This window comes from Bradyrhizobium sp. 930_D9_N1_4, from assembly GCF_052076015.1.
GTDB lineage: Bacteria > Pseudomonadota > Alphaproteobacteria > Rhizobiales > Xanthobacteraceae > Bradyrhizobium.
Map to the genome: position 1 here is coordinate 3,382,631 of NZ_CP197236.1, position 21,066 is coordinate 3,403,696.

The 21,066-nt window shown below is 64.5% G+C and carries 20 protein-coding genes; 9 read left to right on the top strand and 11 right to left on the bottom strand.

Annotated elements, in window-relative coordinates; genetic code table 11:
- The first annotated feature begins 125 nt into the window (after positions 1 to 125).
- The 3 genes from AB7532_RS15795 (at position 126) to AB7532_RS15805 (ending at position 2,748) form a co-directional block, all read left to right on the top strand.
- Positions 126 to 1,625: a leucyl aminopeptidase gene (locus AB7532_RS15795; protein WP_441235699.1), complete on the top strand. Its 1,500-nt coding sequence runs from the start codon at positions 126 to 128 to the stop codon at positions 1,623 to 1,625.
- A gap of 6 nt (positions 1,626 to 1,631) precedes the next feature.
- Complete coding sequence (locus AB7532_RS15800) at positions 1,632 to 2,084, top strand: DNA polymerase III subunit chi (RefSeq protein WP_441235700.1); 453 nt, start codon at positions 1,632 to 1,634, stop codon at positions 2,082 to 2,084.
- A 166-nt stretch (positions 2,085 to 2,250) separates the two neighbouring features.
- Entirely contained in the window at positions 2,251 to 2,748 is a 498-nt protein-coding gene (locus tag AB7532_RS15805; RefSeq protein WP_441235701.1) for a hypothetical protein, read from the top strand.
- 82 nt (positions 2,749 to 2,830) lie between these two features.
- On the opposite strand, the gene AB7532_RS15810 is transcribed toward AB7532_RS15805, so the two are convergent.
- Positions 2,831 to 3,304, bottom strand: a complete 474-nt coding sequence (locus AB7532_RS15810; RefSeq protein WP_441235702.1) for a hypothetical protein — start codon at positions 3,302 to 3,304, stop codon at positions 2,831 to 2,833.
- 24 nt (positions 3,305 to 3,328) lie between these two features.
- Complete coding sequence (locus AB7532_RS15815; RefSeq protein ID WP_441235703.1) at positions 3,329 to 3,697, bottom strand: antibiotic biosynthesis monooxygenase family protein; 369 nt, start codon at positions 3,695 to 3,697, stop codon at positions 3,329 to 3,331.
- Between the two features lie 96 nt (positions 3,698 to 3,793).
- Here AB7532_RS15815 and AB7532_RS15820 point away from each other — a divergent pair, with 96 nt between their 5' ends.
- A complete protein-coding gene (locus AB7532_RS15820) occupies positions 3,794 to 4,264 on the top strand; it encodes a MarR family winged helix-turn-helix transcriptional regulator (protein WP_441235704.1) in 471 nt (156 codons plus the stop codon).
- Positions 4,265 to 4,293: 29 nt separating this feature from the next.
- On the opposite strand, the gene AB7532_RS15825 is transcribed toward AB7532_RS15820, so the two are convergent.
- Positions 4,294 to 5,265, bottom strand: a complete 972-nt coding sequence (locus AB7532_RS15825) for a Bug family tripartite tricarboxylate transporter substrate binding protein (RefSeq protein WP_441235705.1) — start codon at positions 5,263 to 5,265, stop codon at positions 4,294 to 4,296.
- A 96-nt stretch (positions 5,266 to 5,361) separates the two neighbouring features.
- Positions 5,362 to 6,489, bottom strand: a complete 1,128-nt coding sequence (locus AB7532_RS15830; RefSeq protein ID WP_441235706.1) for a helix-turn-helix transcriptional regulator — start codon at positions 6,487 to 6,489, stop codon at positions 5,362 to 5,364.
- A gap of 175 nt (positions 6,490 to 6,664) precedes the next feature.
- Between AB7532_RS15830 and AB7532_RS15835 the strand changes: the two genes are divergently transcribed.
- A complete protein-coding gene (locus tag AB7532_RS15835) occupies positions 6,665 to 7,630 on the top strand; it encodes a tripartite tricarboxylate transporter substrate-binding protein (protein WP_441235707.1) in 966 nt (321 codons plus the stop codon).
- A gap of 96 nt (positions 7,631 to 7,726) precedes the next feature.
- Here AB7532_RS15835 and AB7532_RS15840 read toward each other — a convergent pair whose 3' ends face one another.
- From AB7532_RS15840 to AB7532_RS15850, 3 genes are all read right to left on the bottom strand, one after another.
- A complete protein-coding gene (locus tag AB7532_RS15840) occupies positions 7,727 to 9,589 on the bottom strand; it encodes an ABC-F family ATP-binding cassette domain-containing protein (RefSeq protein ID WP_441235708.1) in 1,863 nt (620 codons plus the stop codon).
- A gap of 55 nt (positions 9,590 to 9,644) precedes the next feature.
- Positions 9,645 to 9,818 carry a hypothetical protein gene (locus tag AB7532_RS15845; protein WP_441235709.1) on the bottom strand — a complete coding sequence of 58 codons (174 nt, stop codon included), beginning with the start codon at positions 9,816 to 9,818 and terminating at the stop codon, positions 9,645 to 9,647.
- Positions 9,819 to 10,030: 212 nt separating this feature from the next.
- Entirely contained in the window at positions 10,031 to 10,288 is a 258-nt protein-coding gene (locus AB7532_RS15850) for a sulfur globule protein precursor (protein WP_441235710.1), read from the bottom strand.
- 310 nt (positions 10,289 to 10,598) lie between these two features.
- Between AB7532_RS15850 and ndk the strand changes: the two genes are divergently transcribed.
- The 4 genes from ndk to AB7532_RS15870 all read left to right on the top strand — a co-directional run bounded on the left by ndk (position 10,599) and on the right by AB7532_RS15870 (position 15,812).
- Entirely contained in the window at positions 10,599 to 11,021 is a 423-nt protein-coding gene (gene ndk / locus AB7532_RS15855) for a nucleoside-diphosphate kinase (protein ID WP_441235711.1), read from the top strand.
- A gap of 41 nt (positions 11,022 to 11,062) precedes the next feature.
- Positions 11,063 to 11,923, top strand: coding sequence for a TerC family protein (locus AB7532_RS15860; protein ID WP_441235712.1), 861 nt, complete (start codon positions 11,063 to 11,065; stop codon positions 11,921 to 11,923).
- Between the two features lie 576 nt (positions 11,924 to 12,499).
- Positions 12,500 to 14,545 (top strand): TonB-dependent receptor, encoded by a 2,046-nt coding sequence (locus tag AB7532_RS15865; RefSeq protein ID WP_441235713.1) that lies wholly within the window; start codon positions 12,500 to 12,502, stop codon positions 14,543 to 14,545.
- A gap of 85 nt (positions 14,546 to 14,630) precedes the next feature.
- Positions 14,631 to 15,812 carry a PepSY-associated TM helix domain-containing protein gene (locus AB7532_RS15870; RefSeq protein ID WP_441235714.1) on the top strand — a complete coding sequence of 394 codons (1,182 nt, stop codon included), beginning with the start codon at positions 14,631 to 14,633 and terminating at the stop codon, positions 15,810 to 15,812.
- Between the two features lie 5 nt (positions 15,813 to 15,817).
- On the opposite strand, the gene ppx is transcribed toward AB7532_RS15870, so the two are convergent.
- From ppx to AB7532_RS15890, 4 genes are all read right to left on the bottom strand, one after another.
- Positions 15,818 to 17,320, bottom strand: coding sequence for an exopolyphosphatase (gene ppx, locus AB7532_RS15875; protein WP_441235715.1), 1,503 nt, complete (start codon positions 17,318 to 17,320; stop codon positions 15,818 to 15,820).
- A gap of 15 nt (positions 17,321 to 17,335) precedes the next feature.
- On the bottom strand, positions 17,336 to 19,528 hold the full coding sequence (locus AB7532_RS15880; protein WP_441239287.1) for an RNA degradosome polyphosphate kinase: 2,193 nt from the start codon (positions 19,526 to 19,528) through the stop codon (positions 17,336 to 17,338).
- A 142-nt stretch (positions 19,529 to 19,670) separates the two neighbouring features.
- Positions 19,671 to 20,348, bottom strand: a complete 678-nt coding sequence (locus AB7532_RS15885; protein WP_441235716.1) for a chromosomal replication initiator DnaA — start codon at positions 20,346 to 20,348, stop codon at positions 19,671 to 19,673.
- Positions 20,349 to 20,459: 111 nt separating this feature from the next.
- The gene (locus tag AB7532_RS15890; RefSeq protein ID WP_441235717.1) at positions 20,460 to 21,002 is read right to left on the bottom strand and encodes a CDP-alcohol phosphatidyltransferase family protein; all 543 of its coding nucleotides are present in this window, start codon (positions 21,000 to 21,002) and stop codon (positions 20,460 to 20,462) included.
- Positions 21,003 to 21,066: the final 64 nt, after the last annotated feature.

Genomic DNA, 21,066 nt, shown 5'->3' on the forward strand with positions numbered 1-21,066 from the left:
GGGTGCTTGGCATCCGCGGGGCGGGTGGCCCATAGTGGGGAAAGTCCAATGAATCGTCGTTCAGCGCCGGCTTGTGGCTGTGATCGCAGGGCGTCGAAAAGACCGCTGTTTTGAAGGAGTTACCCATGTCCGATGCCATCAAGGTCGGCTTTGTCCCGCTGTCTACCGCCGCCCGTGGCATCCTGGTCGTGTTCTGCGACGACGGTTTGAAGCTGGGTCCGGCGACCACGAAGGCGCTCGGCGGTGCCACGGATCTGGTCAAGCGGGCGGCCTCTGCCGCCGGCTTCAAGGGTAAAAGCGGCGCCGCGCTGGACATCCTGGCGCCGGAGGGGGTCAAGGCCACCCGTCTGGTCGTGATCGGGGCCGGCAAGGCGGCCAGCCTGAAAGCCAACGATTTCCTCAAATTCGGCGGCGTGGCCGCGAGCAAGCTTTCCAGCAACGCCGCCGCCATGACCATCGTGGCGGAACTGCCAAGCGGTGCCATGACCAGCGAGCAGGCGGTCGGGGTCGCCTCGGGCCTGCGCCTGCGCGCCTACAAATTCGATCGCTACAAGACCAGGAAGAAGGATGGGGAGGAGGGCGGTTTGCGCGCCGACATCTCGCTTGCGGTCGGCGATGCCGCTGCCGCGAAGAAGGCGTTTGCATCGGCCGGCCATGTCGTCGACGGCGTGATCATCGCGCGCGACCTCGTCAACGAGCCGCCGAACGTGCTCTTCCCCGAGGAATTCGCGCGCCGCGCCAGCCAGCTCCGCAAGCTCGGCGTCAAGGTCGAGGTGCTCGACGTCAAGGCGATGGACAAGCTCGGCATGGGGGCGCTGCTCGGCGTCGGCCAGGGCTCCGTCCGGCCGAGCCGCACCGTGATCATGCGCTGGGACGGCGGCAAGAAGGGCGAGGCCCCGGTCGCCTTCGTCGGCAAGGGCGTCTGCTTCGACACCGGCGGCATCTCGATCAAGCCGGCCGGCAGCATGGAGGACATGAAGGGCGACATGGGCGGCGCTGCCTGCGTCGTCGGCCTGATGCACGCGCTCGCTGCGCGCAAAGCCAAGGCCAATGTCGTCGGCGCCATCGGCCTCGTCGAGAACATGCCCGACGGCAATGCGCAGCGGCCGGGCGACATCGTCACCTCGATGTCGGGCCAGACCATCGAGATCATCAACACCGACGCCGAAGGCCGCCTCGTGCTGGCCGACGTGCTCTGGTACGTCGCCAAGAGGACGAAGCCGAAATTCATGGTGGATCTGGCGACGCTGACCGGCGCGATCATGGTCGCGCTCGGCACCGACCATGCCGGCATGTTCTCCAACAACGACGAGCTTGCCGACCGCCTGCTCGCGGCCGGCATCGAGAGCGGCGAGAAGGTCTGGCGCATGCCGCTCGGCCCCGAATACGACAAGCTGATCGATTCCCAGTTCGCCGACATGAAGAACACCGGCGGCCGCCACGGCGGCTCGATCACCGCGGCGCAGTTTCTCCAGCGCTTCGTCGACGGCACACCCTGGGCGCATCTCGACATCGCCGGCACCGCGATGGGCGCGCCGAAGACCGACATCAACCAGAGCTGGGGAAGCGGTTACGGCGTCCGTCTGCTCGACCGTCTGGTCGCGGATCATTACGAGCGCAAATGACCTGAGATGACCGAAGTCCTTTTCTACCATCTGCAAAACATGACGGTGGAGAGCGTGTTGCCGCCGCTTCTCGAGAAATCCCTCGAGCGCGGCTGGCGTGTCGTCGTGCAGTCGACGTCGGAGGAGCGCGCCGACGCGCTCGACGCGCATCTGTGGACCTATCGCGACGATTCCTTCCTGCCGCACGCGACATGGCGGGTGAACGATGCCGCCGATCAGCCGATCGTGCTGGCGATCGAGGAGGGCAATCCGAACGGCGCCAATGTCCGCTTCCTGGTCGACAGCGCCGCGCTGCCGCCGGATGCGCAGGGCTATGAGCGCATGGTGCTGCTGTTCAACGGCGACGATCCGGACGCGCTGGCGCTGGCCCGCAGCAGCTGGACGGATTGCAAGGCGCGGGGATTTGATGTCACCTATTGGCAGGCCGACGAACGGGGCCGGTGGCAGAAGCGGAATTAGCGCTCGCTTGCAATTAATGATAATTTGCACTTTTCGGGCGGTGTTGGCTTTTGTCACCTTCGTGCCGCAAAGTGATGGTGGGACAATCGCTTAGGGCCGATCCTTCATGCGGGGAATTTAGTTTATCGTGCGACATCAAAAGCTTCCCAGCTCGCTCATAGTTGCGTTGGCTGCCGTAGCACCGCTGCTCGCGGGCTGTTCGGGCGGGACCGATCTCCTGGCGTCCGCCAAGGACGCCCAGTGGTTCAACACGCCGAGCCGCCTGTTCATCAAGAGCATCTCGATCGAATCGCCGCCGTTGACGCCGGACAAGCCGGTGGGCGCCCAGGATCTGGTCAGCGCCGACGGCGGCTGTGCCGGCATGGCGCAGCCCCCCGGGCCGGCTGACGCCAACGCATCGACGACTGCACCGGCGCCCGTCGGCGGCACGGTCGCGCTCGGCCACACCGAATGCGACGTGGTGCGCGGCATCGGTGCGCCCTCGAGCGTGAATCTTTCCGGCGATGCGGCAGGTCGCCGTGTTGCCGTCGTCACCTGGACCACCGGTCCGCGCGCCGGCATCTACACCTTCACCTCCGGCCGCCTGTCCTCGATCGAGGGCAACCCGGAAGCGCCGGTCATGCCGAAGGCGACCAAGCCGAAGCCGAAGAAGAAATCGGCGTAAGCGGGGATCGCCTGCGCCGGGTGGATCGGCTTCTTTCGTCGGAAGGCAATGGTGGCCCCGATCGAAAGCCGGCTTCGCCGTCTCAGAGCATTGGCTCGGTGTTGAGGCGATCGGGTTGGCGAGTGCGGAAACGGCCCTTCATCTTGAAGCCGTCACGCATATTGAGGCCCAAGAGAACGATGTTCGTCGCGCCTGCAAACAATTCGAGGGTCTGCACCGCGTAGAATGCGGTGTCGAACTCCGTAGCCTCCGCCTTGAAGGCAAGAAACAACGCGGCGGGAACGAGAACCAGAATGCCGTTGCCGGCAATGATCGGCATGCGCTTGATCTTCGCGCCGATCAGGCCAGCGCGCCGCTCCTTTGCCAGGAAGAACCCTGAGCCTCCCGTCAACGCCAGCGCAGGCACCAGCAACAGGAAGCCCCAGGGGATGGCCGATTTGACCATCGTCACGCTCCCGTATGACGCAAATAGCTCGGTGAGAGCCGTGGAAAGCCAGAAGCTCACAATCGTTGTCAGTGCGACCGCGCCCGCTACGGGGTGGATGATCTTGGCCATCAGGTCCTGCCGTTTCGAAGCGAGCTACGCGACGCAAATGCCTGACACGGCGACCTTCTCGAACAGGTGCGGAGAGGCGACGGCAGACGAGGGATAGGTCGATATCTTCGATCTGAACTCCGGATGCGTGAACGCAGCCCGGAACTGTGCGGTCGATTCCCAGACGGCATAGTTCAGATACGTCGGGCTATCGCCGATTGCGCGGTGCAGCTGGGTGGAGACAAAGCCTGGCTGCCGCTTCAGGAAACCGGCATCGTCTTGCCAGACCTGGAGGAAACTTTGCTCGTCGGCCTTGTCGAGCGTGAATACGTTCACCAACACCACTGGGCTGGTGTCAATGCCGAGCTGACGTTCGATCGGAAAGTCAGGGTCCATCTGGCGTAGGTGCGCCATGAAAAACTCCGTTCAATTTGGTGTCATGATGCCAATATGGTATTATGTAAGCTAGTGATTTGACATCATGATGTCAATAATAGGTTATGGTGACGGATGCGGAAATCCCAACGAACGCCGGCCGGCGATGCTTTGACGAACCTCATGCTCGACTTGTTCCGGCTGAATAGCCTGCTCTTAACCGCAGGGGACCGCTTGGTGGCCCAGCTTGGACTCACGAGCGCCCGCTGGCAGATTCTCGGAGCCATCGTGCACGCAGAGCGCCCCCAGCCGGTGGCCTGGCTTGCGCGCGATCTGGGTGCCAATCGCCAAAACGTGCAGCGGATCGTCAATGACCTGCACGCGGAGGGCCTTGTTGTTTTCGAGGCCAATCCCCATCACCGCCGCGCGCAGCTTGTGGTTCTGACCCACAAGGGGCGGCAGGCTTTCGATGCTGCCATGGCTTTGCAGGCGCCGTGGATCAATCACCTTTCGGAGGGGCTTCCAGTCAAGGACCTGCAAACCGTTCATCGTGTCGTCGCGGACCTGCGGACGAAGCTTGAGAGCGAGACGGAGGGGCAGGCTTAGCGCGTGGCGAGTGGCACGGTCGTGCTCGGTCACTGGATTGGTGCGATGCCGACCCGCTTGATCAGCTCCGCCCATTTCGGCGTTTCGGCCCGGATCTGGGCGGCAAATTCGTCCGGCGTGAGCGTGATTGCTTCCATGCCGAGCGCCGCGAACTTCTCTCGCGCGGCCGGTGCCGTCACCGCCTTCTGCGCTTCCTCGTGCAGACGTGCGATAACCGAAGCCGGCGTTCCCGTCGGCGCCATCAGGCCGAACCAGGCAACGGCGTCGAAGCCGCGGAAGCCGAGTTCATCCAGCGTCGGCAGATCAGGCACCGCGGGCGAGCGCCGCAGCGATGTGATCGCCAGAGCGCGAACCCTGCCGTCGCGGATCTGGGGCAGCACCGATGCGATGCTGCCGAAGAACATCGTGATGCGGCCGGCCACGAGATCGCTCAACAGCGCCGCGCTGTCCCGGTACGGCACGTGCTGAATCTTGATGCCCGCCATGGTTTGGAATAACTCGCCCGCCAGATGCGTGGAGGTGCCTACGCCCGCCGAGGCAAAGGTGAGGGTGCCCGGGTTGCGCCGCGCCAGATCGACCAGATCCTGAACGCTTGCGGCCGACACCTCCTTGTTCACGACCAGGATGTTCGGCGCGATGGTGATTTGGGTCACCGGGACCAGATCCCGCGCCGGATCATACGGCAGCTTTGCGTAGAGCGAGGGGTTGATGACGATCGCCGCGTTGCCCGCCATCAGCAGCGTGGCGCCATCCGGCGCCGATTTGGCCACGTGGTCCGCTGCGATGTTGCCGCCCGCGCCCAGCATGTTCTCGACCACCACGGGCTTGCTCCACGTCGCCTTGAAGTGTTCGGCCAGGATACGGGCTGCCACATCTGGTGCGCTTCCCGGGCTGAAGCCCAGCACGAGGCGAATGGTTGATTGCGGGTAGGTTGGCTCCGCTTGCAGCGGCTGTGCTAGCCACAGAAGCAAGATCGAAACAAGCGCCGGGCGAAACATCATGGCTCTCCCTTTTGGGACGGCGATTGTCCGCACGGACCGATCGTTCGTCGTCACCCCCTGGGGTGAGGGCCAACGATCGCGGAGTGAGCGCGGATGTTACATGGGCGTATCGAGCGTCTGGGCGAGCTGGGCAATCGACTGCAGCAACTCGGCGTGACCGCGAACTCCGATCTTGGCGTAAATTCGCTTGGTATGCGATTTCAGCGTGTTGGAGCTGATGCCAAGCCTCGCCGCTGCGGTCCTCATGCCGTCGCTGCGGGTCAGCATGGTGACGACCCGCAATTCGGCGGCCGTCAGGCCATGGCGGGCCGCCAGCAGCGCGTTCGCGGCCTCGCCGTGACTTGATATGTCGACGAGCAGCGCGATTGCGGCAGGGCTCGCCGTCCTGTGGTGCGACGGGTGATCGAAGGCGCGACCTCGCACCGATGTCACCGTGATGCCGGTTTTCCCGCCGTTCGGCTGCGGCAGTCGACACGTGCCTCCGGCGCCACCGCGGAGAGCGTTCGCCAGAAGTGCGCGGATGCCGTTCACGACGCCTAGTGGTCCCGACAGCGCGCTGCCGGCATTGACTCGCAGCGATAGTTCTTCGCCCCGGGTCCGGGCCGCGGCGTTTGCAAACAACACCCGCTGCCCGGAATCGAAAGTGATGATTCCGGTTGACAAGGCATCGAGCGCATCACGCTCGACACGGGCCGCCTCGCTGTAATCGAGCATATGCAAGCGCAACTCGCTGGCGCGCCGCAAGTGCGGCAGCAGCGAGCCCAGGATCGCGGTATCCCGTTCGCCGAACGGTCCACGCTTCTCGCTGCGTTCAATATTGAGCGAGACCCGGAATTCCGGACGGCTCACCACATTGACGATCAGGCCATGCGCCAGATTCTGCGGCCGGAGCACGTCGTCGTAGAACGCTGTTCGTTTGAGCTGTGAAAGCTCGATGAGGTCGTCGGAATGCACCATTTGACCCGCGGGATAACGGCTCGACCGCATCCAGGGATTCATCACGTGATAGAGTTCGTGGCGACGCTTGCACTCCGGATCGATCCGGCCGAGGTCGTGAAATGTATAAAGCTCTCGATCGACGCGATAGCCGTGGATCAGCGCGGCAGAGCTATGGGTGATATCGGCTATGCCTTCCAGGGCCGCGCTCCAGAGCGAGCCGTCGAGCACGGCGTCATAGATCAAGCCGACCAGCGCATCTCGCCTCGGCTCAAGGTCGGTCGGCATCCGTGATCCCTCCGCGAGGTCCTAGCCTCGCCGATGCCGTCACCATCCGCAAGCCGCTTGGCTTTGCAGGGAACCGTTGGACCGTGACGACCCGACGCTGCTGATGAGGAGCTTTCATGGTGGCGCGCAGCCAGGAATGCGCTCATATGGCACGCATAAGAATTTGGAGGAAAGCATGCGTTTCATTACGGCCGTATCGGCTCTGCTCTTGTCGCTCGGCGCGGCGGTTGCCCAGGACTATCCGACGAGGCCTATCACCGTGCTGGTGCCATACGCCGCCGGCGGACCGACCGACACCATCGCGCGCCTGACCGCGGCGGGTATGGGAAAATCCCTCGGCCAGCAGATCGTCGTCGAGAACGCGACCGGCGCCGGCGGCACGATCGGCACGACCCGCGCCGCGCGCGCCCAGCCGGACGGCTACACGCTGCTGGTCCACCATGTCGGCATTTCGACCGCGGCCACGCTGTATCGCAACCTCAGCTATGACACGAAGACGGCCTTTGCGCCGATCGGGCTCGTGACCAACGCGCCGATGACGATCATCGCGCGACCGGATTTTCCTGCCGACACGCTCAAGGAACTCGTCGCCTACGCCCAGCAGCAGGGCGACAAGCTGACTTACGCCAATGCCGGGATCGGCGCGGCATCGCATCTGTGTGGCATGCTGTTCATGACTGCGATCGAGAAGCAGCTCACCACGGTGCCCTACAAGGGCAACGGCCCGATCATGAACGATCTGCTCGGCAAGCAGATCGATCTCACCTGCGATCAGGCGACGAACACCACCGGTCCGATCACGGCCAAACAGGTCAAGGCCTATGCCGTCACCACCAAGGAGCGGCTGAAGAGCCTGCCTGATCTGCCGACCGCCGACGAGGCCGGCCTCAAGGGCTTCGAGCTCGGCGTCTGGCACGGCATCTATGCCCCCAAGGGCACGCCGCCCGCGGTCGTTCAGAAGCTGACGGCGGCGCTTCAGGCGGCCCTTAGGGATCCCACGCTGATTGCGCGCTTCAATGACATCAACACCGAGCCGGTCCCTCAGGACAAGGCGACGCCCGAGGCGCTCGGCGCGATGCTGACGAGTGAGGTCGATCGTTGGGCGCCGATCATCAAGGCGGCGGGGCAGTTCGCGGACTGAGTCGGCTGGCTCGTAAAGAGCATGCTGTTCAGCGGCTTGTGGTCGGGTAATTTATTACCCGTACTGTGCATGGGGTTGTTTTCGAGCTTTTTGAATCTACCCCGTCACCTCGTCGAACTGCGTGCTCGCCTCGAGCCATTGCTCCTCCGCACGCGCCAGTGCATCGGCTGCATTGGCGCGCGCCTTTGACAGCTGCGCGGCCTGCTTGGGATCGCGTGAGAAGATGTCGGGCAGGGCGAGGGCGGTGTCGATCTTGGCGATGATGTCGGTGACGCGGGCGATCTCGCTCTCGGCTTCCGCGATGCGCTTCTTCAGCGAGCCGCGATTGTCCGATTTCGGACGCTGTGGCTTTTCACTTGCCGTGCTGCGCTCGCGCGGGGCGGGTTCGCCGTTGCGCGACGACAGCACCAGGCGGCGGTACTCGTCGAGATCGCCCTCGTAATTGGTCACGGTGCGGTCGGCGACGATCCAGAGCTGGTCGGCGCAGGCCTCGATCAGATAGCGATCGTGCGAGACCATAATGACGGCGCCGGGGAATTCGTTGATCGCCTCGGCGAGCGCTGCGCGGCTGTCGATGTCGAGATGGTTGGTCGGCTCGTCCAGGATGATCATGTTGGGGCCGAAGAAGGTCGCAAGCCCCAGCAGCAGCCGCGCCTTTTCGCCGCCCGACAGTTTTCCGACCTTGGTATCGCCCGCCTTGCCGGAGAAGCCGATCGCGCCGGTGCGTCCGCGCACTTTGGTTTCGGGCGCATCGCCCATCAGCTTGCGGACGTGGTCGTAGGCGGAGGCATCCTCGTTCAGCTCGTCGAGCTGATGCTGCGCGAAATAGGCGATCGAGAGCTTGTCCGCGCGCGTCACTTTGCCGGAGAAGGGCGCGAGCCTTCCGGCGAGCAGCTTGACCAGCGTCGACTTGCCGTTGCCGTTGGAGCCGAGCAGCGCGATGCGGTCGTCATTGTCGATGCGGAGTGTCACGCGGCCGAGCACGGGTGTGGCCGGATCGTAGCCGACCGAAACATTGTCCACCGCGATGATCGGCGGCGACAGGATTTTCTCCGGCGCGGGAAAGCTGATCTCGCGGACGTCCTCGGTCACCAGCGCCGTGATCGGCTTCAACCGCTCCAGCATTTTGACGCGGGACTGTGCCTGGCGCGCTTTCGAGGCCTTGGCCTTGAAGCGATCGACGAAGGCTTGCAGGCGGGCGCGCTCGGCTTCCTGGCGCTTGACCGCCTTGGCGTCGAGCAGCTCGCGCGCGGCGCGCTGTTCCTCGAACGAGGAATAGGTGCCCTTGTAGAGCGTGAGCTTGCCGCGCTCCAGATGCAGGATCTGGTCGACGGAGCTTTCGAGCAGGTCGCGGTCGTGGCTGATCACGATCACCGTGCGCGGATAATGCGCGAGGTGATCCTCCAGCCACAGCGTGCCCTCGAGGTCGAGATAGTTGGTGGGCTCGTCGAGCAGCAGCAGGTCAGGGGCGGCGAACAGCGTGGCGGCAAGGGCGACGCGCATCCGCCAGCCGCCGGAGAATTCGGCGCAGGGACGCAGCTGGTCGGTCGCGGAAAAGCCGAGGCCGGAGAGGATCGCGGCGGCGCGGCTCGGCGCCGAATGCGCGTCGATGTCGACGAGCCGGGTCTGGATCTCGGCGATCCGGTGCGGATCGGTCGCGCTCTCGGCCTCATGCAGCAACGCGTCGCGTTCGAGGTCGGCCTTGAGCACGACCGAGATCAGGCTTTCGGGGCCGTTCGGCGCTTCCTGCGCGAGGCTGCCCACGCGCCAGCGCGGCGGCAGGGTGACGGTGCCGTGCTCGGCCGACAGCTCACCGCGGATCACCTTGAACAGGGTCGATTTGCCGGTGCCGTTGCGTCCGACCATGCCGACGCGCGATCCCGGTGTGATCTGCACGGAACTCTGGTCAATCAGAAGGCGTCCGGCGAGTCGGATGGAAATGTCGGTGATGGACAGCATGCGGCCTTGTCACCGCAAGGCGTCGCGAACGCAACCCGTTTTTCAGCGTCTCGCTTCAGTACGAATCGCGGTCTCGCTTCTTCAACTCGTCGAGAAGCTGCTCGAGATGCGTCGGGAGCCGGGGTTCGGGGCGCAGGCTCTGCTGGAGCCGCTCGCCCACGGCATCGCAGATCGAGCGGCTGGTGCGCCGGTCGATCTGCTCGCTGTCATCGGCAAAAAGGCCAGCCATGGCGGGGTTCCGTGTTTCAAATTAACGACACCCTATCAAGTCGTTGACCCCCAGAATTGTTTCGCCACTCGCGCGGAATGCCCGGCATTCTAGTAAAAATTGCATGAATCCGCCGTATCCGCCCCAAGACAAAGCCCCGGCGCAGGGGAACGCCGGGGCCTCGCTTGAAAGGTACCCAGGGGGGAGGTACCTGAGGAAAGGTGCTGTCGGGCTCAGTAGCAGCGGTTGACCATCCGCCAGCGGGGTCCCCAGGGGGTCGGGACCAGCCGGCGCGCGTAGCAGCCGCCATAACCGTAGGAGACGACGGGGCCGCGGGCATAAAAGCGCGGTCCGCCCCAGCCGTGATGGCCCCAGCCGCCACCACCGCCATGCCAGCCGCCGCCATGCCAGTGCGCGGAGGCGGAGGTCGGCGCCAGCGCGGCACCCAGCGCAACCGCGGCGACAGCGGCCAGCGAAAGTTTCCTCAACATGGTGATCTCCTCAAAACTGCCGGCGCGGGGCTATCGCGTCGATGGAAAGGCCGCCGAAACGGTTCGCCTCATGATCAGGCTTCGGTTTCGATGGGCCTGACCTTAGGCCTGCGAAGCTGAACCGAACCCTGACGGGGCTTTCAGATTGGGTTCATCTGGGTGAAATTGTTGTAATCCATGCTCGAATCCCGCATCCGGGCCCTGCGGCGAAGCGCCTGTGAGGCGGTTCGGGCGGTCGCTTGCCGTCCGGCAAAGGCGCCGATATAAGCCCCGCAACTCCGAACCACCGTTTTTGCTCAAGGACATGACCATGGCCATCGAACGCACCTTCTCGATCATCAAGCCCGACGCGACCGCGCGTAACCTCACCGGTGCGGTCAACGCCGTGATCGAGAAAGCCGGCCTGCGCATCGTCGCGCAGAAGCGTATCCGCATGACCAAGGAACAGGCCGAGACCTTCTATGCCGTTCACAAGGCCCGCCCGTTCTTCGGCGAGCTGGTCGAGTTCATGACCTCGGGCCCGGTCGTGGTCCAGGTGCTGGAAGCCGAGGGCGCCATCGCCAAGTACCGCGACGCCATGGGCGCGACCGACCCGTCCAAGGCGGCCGACGGCACCATCCGCAAGCTCTACGCAAAGTCGATCGGCGAGAATTCCGCTCACGGCTCGGATGCGCCGGAGACCGCCGCGATCGAGATCGCGCAGTTCTTCGCGGGCAACGAGATCGTCGGCTGATCAAGCCACCAGGTTAATACGACGGCGCGAAAGGACTCACTGTGAACTGGCTTTGGCAGATCTTCGATCCCGCTACGATCGGGGCATTTTTCACCCAGTTCCGCGCCGAGATGGCTGAGCCGACCTTCTGGATCGCGGTCGGCAAGATCATCTGGATCAACATCCTTCTCTCCGGCGACAACGCGCTGGTGATCGCGCTGGCCTGCCGCGGCCTGAAGCCGCGGCACCGGCTGTGGGGCATGATCTTCGGCGCCGGCGCGGCCGTGCTGCTGCGGATCATCTTCACCGGCATCGTCGCGAGCCTGATGGAGCTGCCGTACCTCAAACTCGTCGGCGGTCTTGCGCTGATCGTGATCGCGGCCAAGCTCCTGGTGCCGGAGAAGGAGGACGAGGAGGGCGTCGAGTCCGCCTCCCATCTGTGGCAGGCGATCCAGATCGTCGTGGTCGCCGACATCGTCATGAGCCTCGACAACGTCATCGCGGTCGCTGCCGCCGCCAATGGCAGCGTGCCGCTGCTGATCCTCGGCCTCGCCATCAGCGTGCCGCTGATCGTCGCGGGTGCGGCGCTGATCATGGCGCTGCTGACGAAGCTGCCGGTCCTGGTGTGGGCCGGTGCGGCGCTGCTCGGTTGGATCTCAGGTGAGGTGATCGCGACCGATCCCGCCGTCGCGCCGAAGCTGCACACGCTGTTCGAGGGTCCGTTCGGTGCTTCGCTGGACAGCATGCTCGGTGCACTCCGCATCCCGCCGCAATTCGCCCATGGCGGCGCCGGTGGCGAATATTTCTGCGCAGCGCTCGGCGTGGTCGTCGTGCTGGTCGTCGGTACCATCTGGCGCCGGCGCAGCCTCAGCGCGGCCGCGCTGGAATCCTCCGAGCGCCACGCCAAGGCCTCGGCGGAGTAACTTCCCCGGTACGATCAGTTTTGCGCCGCTCGCCCGACGATCAGAGGCGAGCGCCTCACTGATATCTTCGACATCGTATCTTGCCAGAGCTGTCCTGCTGAGCGATGGCGCGCAGAGGAGTCAGGCGCCGCGTGCGGTGACGTTGCCGTCGCAACCCTCGCGCGATTTAGACTTTGTCTCATTATAAACTACTGAAAACAATGGGTGTTTTCGTTGACTCGGTAACGCCTCCCGCGGCACGTCGCTCCGATGTTCATTTTGATCAAATCGGAAGCGGGTACGATGCCGTCGAGAGTCCTTCGCCGTCCTTTTGCTGTTTTTGCCGCAAGCGTCAGAGCCCATCTGACGTGCTCCAGCCCGACGGCCTTCGCGGCTTCTGTGGTCTCCATCGCCTTGTTCAGCGACGGCTTCCTGCACGGCACGCGTGCTCAAAGCGCTGCGCCGGAGACGGGTCGTGCGACGGCCTTGCCGGCGGTGACCGTCATTGCCGACGTGCCGAAGCAGCGTGCGCGCCCACGCATCAATCCAGGTCGCCGGACGAGCCGCCAAACTGCGCCCGCGAGTGAGCGGGCCAGGATGCAGGCGGAAACGACCCCTGCTGCTGCGAGGCCGGGCGCACTTCCGCCCTCCTACTCGGGCGGGCAGTTGGCCCGCGGAGGCCAGGTCGGCTTGCTGGGCAACAAGGATTTCATGGACACGCCGTTCAACGTCACGAGCTACACGGCGAAAAAGATTGAAGACCAGCAAGCCACCACGGTCGCCGACGTCGTCAGCAACGATCCTTCGGTCCGGTTCACAGGTCAGCCCGGTGGTATTCTCGACTCATTCTTTATCCGAGGATTTCCGATCGGCGAGGGGAATGTCGGAGAGATCGCCTTCAACGGCGTCTTTGGCGTTGCGCCGAACTATCGTGTGTTCACCGACTACGTCGAACGAATTGAAATCATCAAGGGGCCGACTGCGCTGCTTTACGGCATGGCGCCGAACAGCAGCGTCGGCGGCACCATCAACATCGTTCCGAAGCGTGCTGGGGATGTCGATCTGACACGGGTTACGACCGACTACGCGACGAGCTCCCAGTTCGGCACTCATCTCGACGTCAGCCGCCGGTTCGGCGAGAATCGCGAATTCGGAATTCGCGTCAATGGCAGCTATCACAATGGCGATACGCCGCTGGACAACCAGAGCCGGGAAGCGCATGTCGGCGCGGCGGCGTTTGACTATCGCGGCGAGAGGTTCAGAGCTTCGCTCGACTTCATCGATCAGGAAGAAAAATTCGACGCGCCCACGAGGCCGTTCCTGGTCGCAACGGGCGTCGCAGTCCCCACCGCGCCAGTCGGGCGCCGCAATGTCACGCAGTCCTGGGAATGGGCCAAGGTTCACGACAACTCGCTGCTGGCGCGCGGCGAGTTCGATGTGACGGACTCCGTGACGGTGTTCGCCAGTGGCGGTGGCGGCAGGACCCAGGTCGATCGTCTGTTTGGTACGCCGACCATCCTGAACGCAGCCGGCAACACCACGACGACACCCGGACATTTCAAGTTCGACATCGACCGCAACGTCGCCGACGCCGGCGTGCGCGCCCGGTTTGAAACCGCGGCGATCAGCCACGCCGTGACCTTCCAGGGCAGCTACTACACGGATCAGGTCGGGCGCGGGTCTGTGAACGGAACGCCGGTTCTGTCCAACATCTATGTGCCGATCGCCCGTCCGGAGCAGCTGGTTGCGGCTCCTGCGACCGTTCCGAGACTATCGGACAGCGAGCTGACCGGCCTTGCGCTGGCCGACACCATGTCGGTCTTTCAGGAACGTCTGCAACTGACCGTCGGCGTGCGACAGCAGGGCGTCAAGTCGAACAACTACAACACAACGACGGGCGCCGTGACGTCCGCCTACGACCAGACGGCGTACACGCCGATGGTCGGCCTCGTCGTCAAGCCGTGGACCAACGTTTCGCTGTACGCCAACTACATCGAAGGGCTCAGCAAGGGCGACGTCGCACCGACGACGGCGATCAATCAGGGAGAAGTCCTGGCGCCGTATTTCAGCAAGCAGAAGGAAGCAGGCGCCAAGGTCGATTTCGGCATGCTGGCAACCACGATCAGCCTGTTCGAGATCACCAAGCCGTCGGGACAGACGGGAGCCGACAACGTCTTCCGGGCCGACCAGGAGCAGCGAAATCGCGGCGTGGAATTCACCGTGTTCGGAGAGGTGCAGCCGGGCATTCGCGTGCTTGGCGGCGTGACGCTGATCGATGCGGAGCTGACGAAGACGAACACGGTAGCCAATCTCGGCAAGACGCCGATCGGCGTACCTCAGGTGCAAGCCAATCTATCTGCCGAATGGGACACCTCGTTCGCGCCTGGACTGACACTGGTCGCAAACACCATCTATACCGGGCACCAATATCTGAATGGGGCAAACACACAGGTTGTTCCGGCCTGGACGAGGCTCGATCTGGGAGCCCGCTACAACACGCGGATCAACAACCGCCCGGTCACGATCCGGGCCCTGGTCCAGAACGTGTTCGATACCAATTACTGGGCAGGCGTGGCGAGCTTCTCAGCCTTGTCGCAGGGGGCTCCGCGAACCCTGCTTTTGTCGATGTCCACGGACTTCTGAGCCCGGGTTGGGTTTGACGCAGGCGATGACATCGTTGCGCGAGCCGAACGTCAGCGGGACCAAACGCAGACTACGGGTGCTCTGAATGGACGAAACGATCGGGGCGCGGCGACGGGCAGGCTCCGTGCCTGCCCGTTCCGGAGCGCGGCCGGGACGGACGCGGCGCGCGATCCTCTGGGCTCATCGATGGCTCGGATTGATCGGCGGGGCCGTCGTGGTGCTGATCGGTCTCACCGGAAGCTTCATCGTCTTCTACCGGGAAATCGATGTCGCGTTGAACCCAGCACTTTATGCGCCCGCCAGCCCGGACCAGAGAGTGACCGTGACCGAGGTGATGCGCGCGGCGGCGGCTGCGGATACGGCGCCGATCTCCACCATCCTGGCGCCGGATCGGACCTGGCCGGTCTGGATCGTGATTCACGCGCATGAAACCGAAAAAGGTCGCTACCCCAACCGCTGGACGACCATGGTCGATCCGTCGAACGGGACGGTGCTGGGGCGGCGTGACTACGTCAACGCGTTCGCCCTCAAGGTCTATCGTTTGCACTTCACGCTGTTGCTCTACGAGTGGTGGGGCAAGGAGCTGGTAGGTGTGGTCGGGGTCATGCTGCTCGGCTTGTCGCTGTCTGGCCTGTTCCTGTGGTGGCCGAGGCCTGGGCGATTCTGGCGGTCGGTTACAGTCCGCAAGGACGTTTCGCTTCTTCGCCTTGTTTTCGACCTCCATGGCGCAACTGGCTTTTGGGCGCTTTTTGCACTCACGGTGATCTCGATCACGGGCGTCGGGATCATCTTTCCCGACGTGGTGCGCCCCATCGTTGGTCTGGTGTCGCAACCCACACCTGAACCCTCGTCTCGGATCGAAATGCCGCCTCCCGCAGGAACGCCGCGGCTCTCACCTGATGCGATCATAAGGAGCGCGGAAGCGGCCAAGCCGGGCAGGGTGGTCGCGATGCTGAGCCCACCAACCGAAACGCGCAATATTTGGCGAGTGCAGTTTCGCGCCGACGGCGCAGATCCCGCCGTGCGCTCGCGCGGGGCAATCTGGCTCGATCCATGGAGCGGCGCAACAGTGCACGATCGCACGTCAGATGCCATGTCGATGGGCGACCGCTATCTGGCCGAACAGCTCTGGCTGCACAACGGCGCGACGCTCGGATTCGCGGGACGGCTGTTCGTGTTCGCGGCCGGTTTCGCGCCCCTTGCCCTCTTCATCAGCGGCGCGATCATCTGGCTCAAGAAACGCCCGGGGAGAATGAGGGCCAGCTAGCTCGTCTATCGCCGCACGATCGAGCCGGCGCGGCCGATCAGGCGGGCGAGCTGCTTGAAGCGGCTGCCGACGCGGTCGGCGACGAGGTCGCCGAGCCGATGCTCGAACACCAGCATCAGATTGCGGGCCTGGCTACGGAAATGCGTGGCCGGGAGCACGCCCGGGCGTGCCGCAGAGATCAGATGGGCGACGCGGAACGCCGCGCCCAGCATGCGGGCGCGTTCGAGCTGGGCCGGCGTCAGCAACTCCTGCATCGTGACCGGCGGCTGGTTCTCTTCGCTCAGGCCCGCATAGCGATAGAACACCGACAGTCCGACGAAGGCGCGTTCGGTGTGGGTGATCGCGCCGAAATTGCCGTTGACGACGAGGCTCAGCGTCTGCTCGCCGCGGTGATCAGGATGCACGCGCCAGCCGATGTCGGAGAGCAGGCATGCGGCGTGACGCAGCCGACGGTCCTCTTCGGTCTCGCGCAGCTTCACCACGCGCACCAGGCGATCGGTCCAGGCGATCAGCTCGCGGGCGTGCTTGGCCGAGCGCGACAGGAGCTGGTTCAGCTCCTCGGCGGCGCAGATCAAACCGTCCTTGTTACGTTCGGACTCCGGCAGCTTCTCGTGCAGAAGGCCTTCGCGAACGCCGAAGGTCGAGAACACGATGGTCTTCGGCTTCGCGACCCGGATAATGTGCTCCAGCACCAGTGCCGCATAGGTGAGAAGCGGACGGCGTGCGTCGGCGACGCTCTCGATGTCGGCGAGCATGCCGGTGGCCGCAAGACGACGCAGACGCCGCGAGAAGTCGAGCGCTTCGGCGGCCGAAATCGAATAGCCGTGCATCACCTGGAGCGGATAACCACTCTGGATGATGTGGATGCGCGCCAGCGCGCGCCAGGTGCCACCAACAGCGTAGAAGGTGCGGCCACGGCCCGCGGTGAGCAACTGGACCTCGTCGATCTCCTCGCGCACGATCCGGTCGGCGCGCTTGAGCGATTTGTGCGCAAGGTCCTGGAGCGCGAGGCCGCCGAGCGGCAGCGTCACGCCGCTGCGAACGGCGTTCTTGCGCACGTCGATCAGCTCGAGCGAGCCGCCGCCGAGATCACCGACGATGCCGTCGGGATGATGGATGCCGGAGATGACGCCGAGCGCCGACAGCCGCGCCTCGCGCGGGCCCGACAGGATCTCGATCTTCACGGCGCAGATGCGCTCGGCCTTTGCAATGAAGTCCGGGCCGTTGGAGGCATCGCGGCAGGCTGCGGTCGCAATTGCGAACACGCGTCCGACCTGCATCACCCGGCACAGTGCGCGGAAGCGCTTGAGCGACGTCAGCGCCTTGTCGACGGCGTCAGGCGCGAGCAATCCCGTGCTCTGCACCTCGCGCCCGAGGCCGCACAGTGTCTTCTCGTTGAAGATCGGAATCAGGCCCCGCGTCAGTCCCTCGTAGACGACGAGGCGGACCGAGTTGGAGCCGATATCGATGACCGCGACGCTCGAGCCGCGCTTGCGCGGCCGCGTCACGTCAGCGATCCCGGATCAGGATTGATGACGTTCATTACGGCGCGTGAGACGACGCGGAGAGGATTCCTTGAGCGACTTTCCACGGCCAGACAGACTCGGATTTGTCATGAAGTAGTTGTGGACGTTGAAAGGCTCCTCGCCCTTCGCGGTCTTCATACGCGTTGAGGACCCGTCCGGCAACAATTGCCAGCTCTGCTCATTGTCCTTCAGGTTCGCGACCATGATCTGCTCGAGAACCTGCTGATGCACCGTGGGATTTTGCAGCGGACACAGCACTTCGACGCGGCGGTCGAGGTTGCGCGGCATCATATCGGCCGACGAGATATACACAGCCGCTTTGGCACTCGGCAGGCCCTGGCCCATGCCGAAGCAGTAGATTCGGCCGTGTTCCAGGAAGCGTCCGATGATCGATTTGACGCGGATGTTCTCCGACAGGCCAGGGATGCCGGGCCTGAGGCAGCAGATTCCTCGCACCACGAGTTCGACCTGCACGCCGGCCTGCGAGGCCTCGTAGAGCGCGTCGATGATGTCGGGGTCGACCAGCGCATTCATCTTCATCCAGACCGCGCCGGAACGGCCGTGGCGCGCATGCGCGGTCTCGCCCTGGATGTGCTCGATGATGCGCTTGCGCAAGGTCAGCGGCGACACCGCCATCTTTTCGAGATCGCTCGGCGCGGCATAGCCGGTGATGAAGTTGAACACGCGCGCGGCGTCGCGCCCGATGGTCGGTTCCGAGGTGAAGTAGGAGAGGTCGGTGTAGATGCGCGCGGTGACCGGGTGATAATTGCCGGTGCCGGTGTGGACGTAAGTCGTGAGGCTGCCGCCCTCGCGGCGCACCACCATCGACAGCTTTGCGTGCGTCTTCAGTTCGAGGAAGCCGTAGACGACCTGCACGCCGGCGCGTTCGAGGTCGCGCGCCCAGCGGATGTTGGCCTCCTCGTCGAAGCGCGCCTTCAACTCGATCAGCGCGGTGACGGATTTGCCGGCCTCGGCGGCTTCCGCGAGCGCACGCACGATCGGCGAATTGTTGGAGGTGCGGTAGAGCGTCTGCTTGATCGCGACGACGTCGGGGTCGCGCGTGGCCTGCTGGAGGAACTGCACCACCACGTCGAAGGATTCATAGGGGTGATGGACGACGAGATCCTTCTGGCGGATCGCGGCAAAGATGTCGCCGCCATGCTCGCGCACCCGCTCGGGGTGGCGCGGCACGTAGGGGGTGAATTCGAGGTCGGGCCGGTCGAGGCGGGTGAGCTGCGAGAGCTCGTTCATCGCCAGCACACCGTCGACCAGGAACACCTCGTCGTCGGCGGCCGAGAGCGCATGCTGCACGAAGCTGCGCAGCTGCTCCGGCATCTTGGCATCGATCTCGAGCCGGATCACCGAGCCGCGGCGGCGACGCTTCAGCGCGGTTTCGAACAGGCGAACGAGGTCTTCGGCCTCTTCCTCGATTTCGAGCTCGGAGTCGCGGAGGACACGGAAAGAGCCGTGTCCGTGCAGATTGTAGCCGGGGAACAGGCGGTTGATGAACAGCGCGGTCGCCTGTTCCAGCGAGATCAGGCGCACCACCTTGCCCTCGGTCGGCAGCCGGATGAAGCGGTCGATCTTGCCGGGCATGCGGATCAGCGCGTTCATCTGCTTGCCGTCGACGGCGCGCGTGAGCTGGAGCGCGATGGTAAAGCCGAGGCTCGGGATGAACGGGAAGGGGTGGGCGGGGTCGATCGCCAGCGGCGTCAGCAGCGGAAACACGTTGTGGAGGAAGTAGTCCTCGATCCAGCTCCGTTCCGCCTTGGTGACGTCCTTGCCCTCGACCAGTGCGATGCCGACGTCGGCGAGCGTGCCGCGCAAATCGGCCCAGATCGCCTGCTGGTCGCTGGCCAGCTCCGAGACGGTGCGGTTGATCAGCGCGAGCTGCTCGGACGGCGTCAGGCCGTCGGGGCTGCGCTCGGCGATCCCCTCGCGCACCTGGGCCTTGATGCCGGCGACGCGGACCATGAAGAACTCGTCGAGGTTATTCGCCGAAATCGACAGGAATCGCACCCGCTCCAGCACGGGATGGCTGAGATTGACCGATTCCTCCAGGACGCGGCGGTTGAAATGCAGCCAGGACAGCTCGCGATTGATGAATCGCTCGGGGCTCGAGGCGATTGCGGGCAGACCCTCGGTCTCCGTGGCTTTTTCTTTCGTTTCAACAGCTTGCGCGGAGTCCATGAGAAGTCGGTCCATCCAGTTCGTCCCAATTTGCGACCTACGCGCAAAATCGGCGGGAGCATGTGTTAGTCCGATGACGTTTCGATGACATTGATGTTCCGCTGCTTCGCCACGTCAAGCGGCCTTGAGGCCGACGGACGGGTCACACGTCCCGGAGCAGCTCTGCGGCCAATGCCCTGGTGACGGGGCGGCCGAGGCGCAGGGCCTCGCTGTCGAGCAGTTCCACGGCCTGCCGGGCGGCGGCCGAAGACCGCTCCAGGCGGGTGGCGAGGTAGCTGACGACGCTCTCATCCACGGCAAGCTGGCGGTCGGCGCAGAATTTGACGATCAGGCCGCGGAAGAGCTGGTCGTCGGGCGGCAGCAGCGAGATGACAGGCACGGTGCGCAGGCGCGAGCGCAGGTCCCGCAGCTCGATCTCCAGTGCCGCCGGCACTTCGCGGCCGGCGAAGAGGACGTAGGCGCCATCCTCGCGGGCGAGGTTCATCAAGTGGAACAGGGCGCGCTCGTCGAATTCCCCGGCCCTGAGGTCTTCGACCACCAGCGCGCCGGTGGCGAGCGCGCCCGGGACGGCTTCGGTGGTCAGGCCATTGGCCGCGGCCGAGCGTGCGCCGGCATCTTCGGCCCAGATCGCGGCGAGATGGCTCTTGCCGCTGCCTTCCGGGCCGGCCAGCCACATGATCCTGTTCGGCCATTCCGGCCAGGCGTCGATGAGGGCAAGACCGGCCTCGTTGGCGGGGCCTTCGAGGAAATTGTCCCGGCTGAGGCTCTCCGCATGCGGAAGCGAGAACGCCAATTGTCGGGGATGAACGCGGCCTGCCACGCTTGCTTTGCTCCGTGCCGGCGCACCGGCCTGGTTTGAAGAAATTCGACTTGATCGAGCCGGAGTTGGCCTTTTACGGGGCCGCTTCCGGGCTCATTTGGCTCGATCGCGCTACTTGGCCTCGATCGTACTCATGTGCCGCAGCCACTCGACGAGGTACAGCGACACCGAGGAGAGCGTGAAGACCGTGACGAGGCCCATCAGGATCATATCATAAGGGCTCGGCCTGAAACCGAAGGCGAGAGAAGCCAGCACCAGTGCGGCATAGGACACCTGGGCCGCGGTGTTGAGCTTGGACACTTTCGACGGCTTCATCTCGACCGGCTTGTCGAACAGCCAGGACACGATCACAGCCGTGACGATCATGATGTCGCGCGACACCACCAGGATCACGATCCAGCGCGGGATGTCGCCCCAGATGCCGAGGGCGAGGTAGATCGACACCAGCAGCGCCTTGTCGGCGAGCGGGTCGAGCAGGGCGCCGAGCTCGCTCGTCATGTTGAAGCGCTTGGCCAGAAAGCCGTCGACGGCATCGCTGATGCCGGCAATCAGGAAGACGGCGAACGCCACCTCCATTTGGCTCGACACGATGGCCCAGACGATGATCGGGACCAGCAGGATGCGGCCCAGGGTAATGATATTCGGAATACTCACGCGGCGCTTCCCGGCACCCAACTTGACCTCAAATCCGGCCCCGTTGGAGGCTGAACCGGTTGAT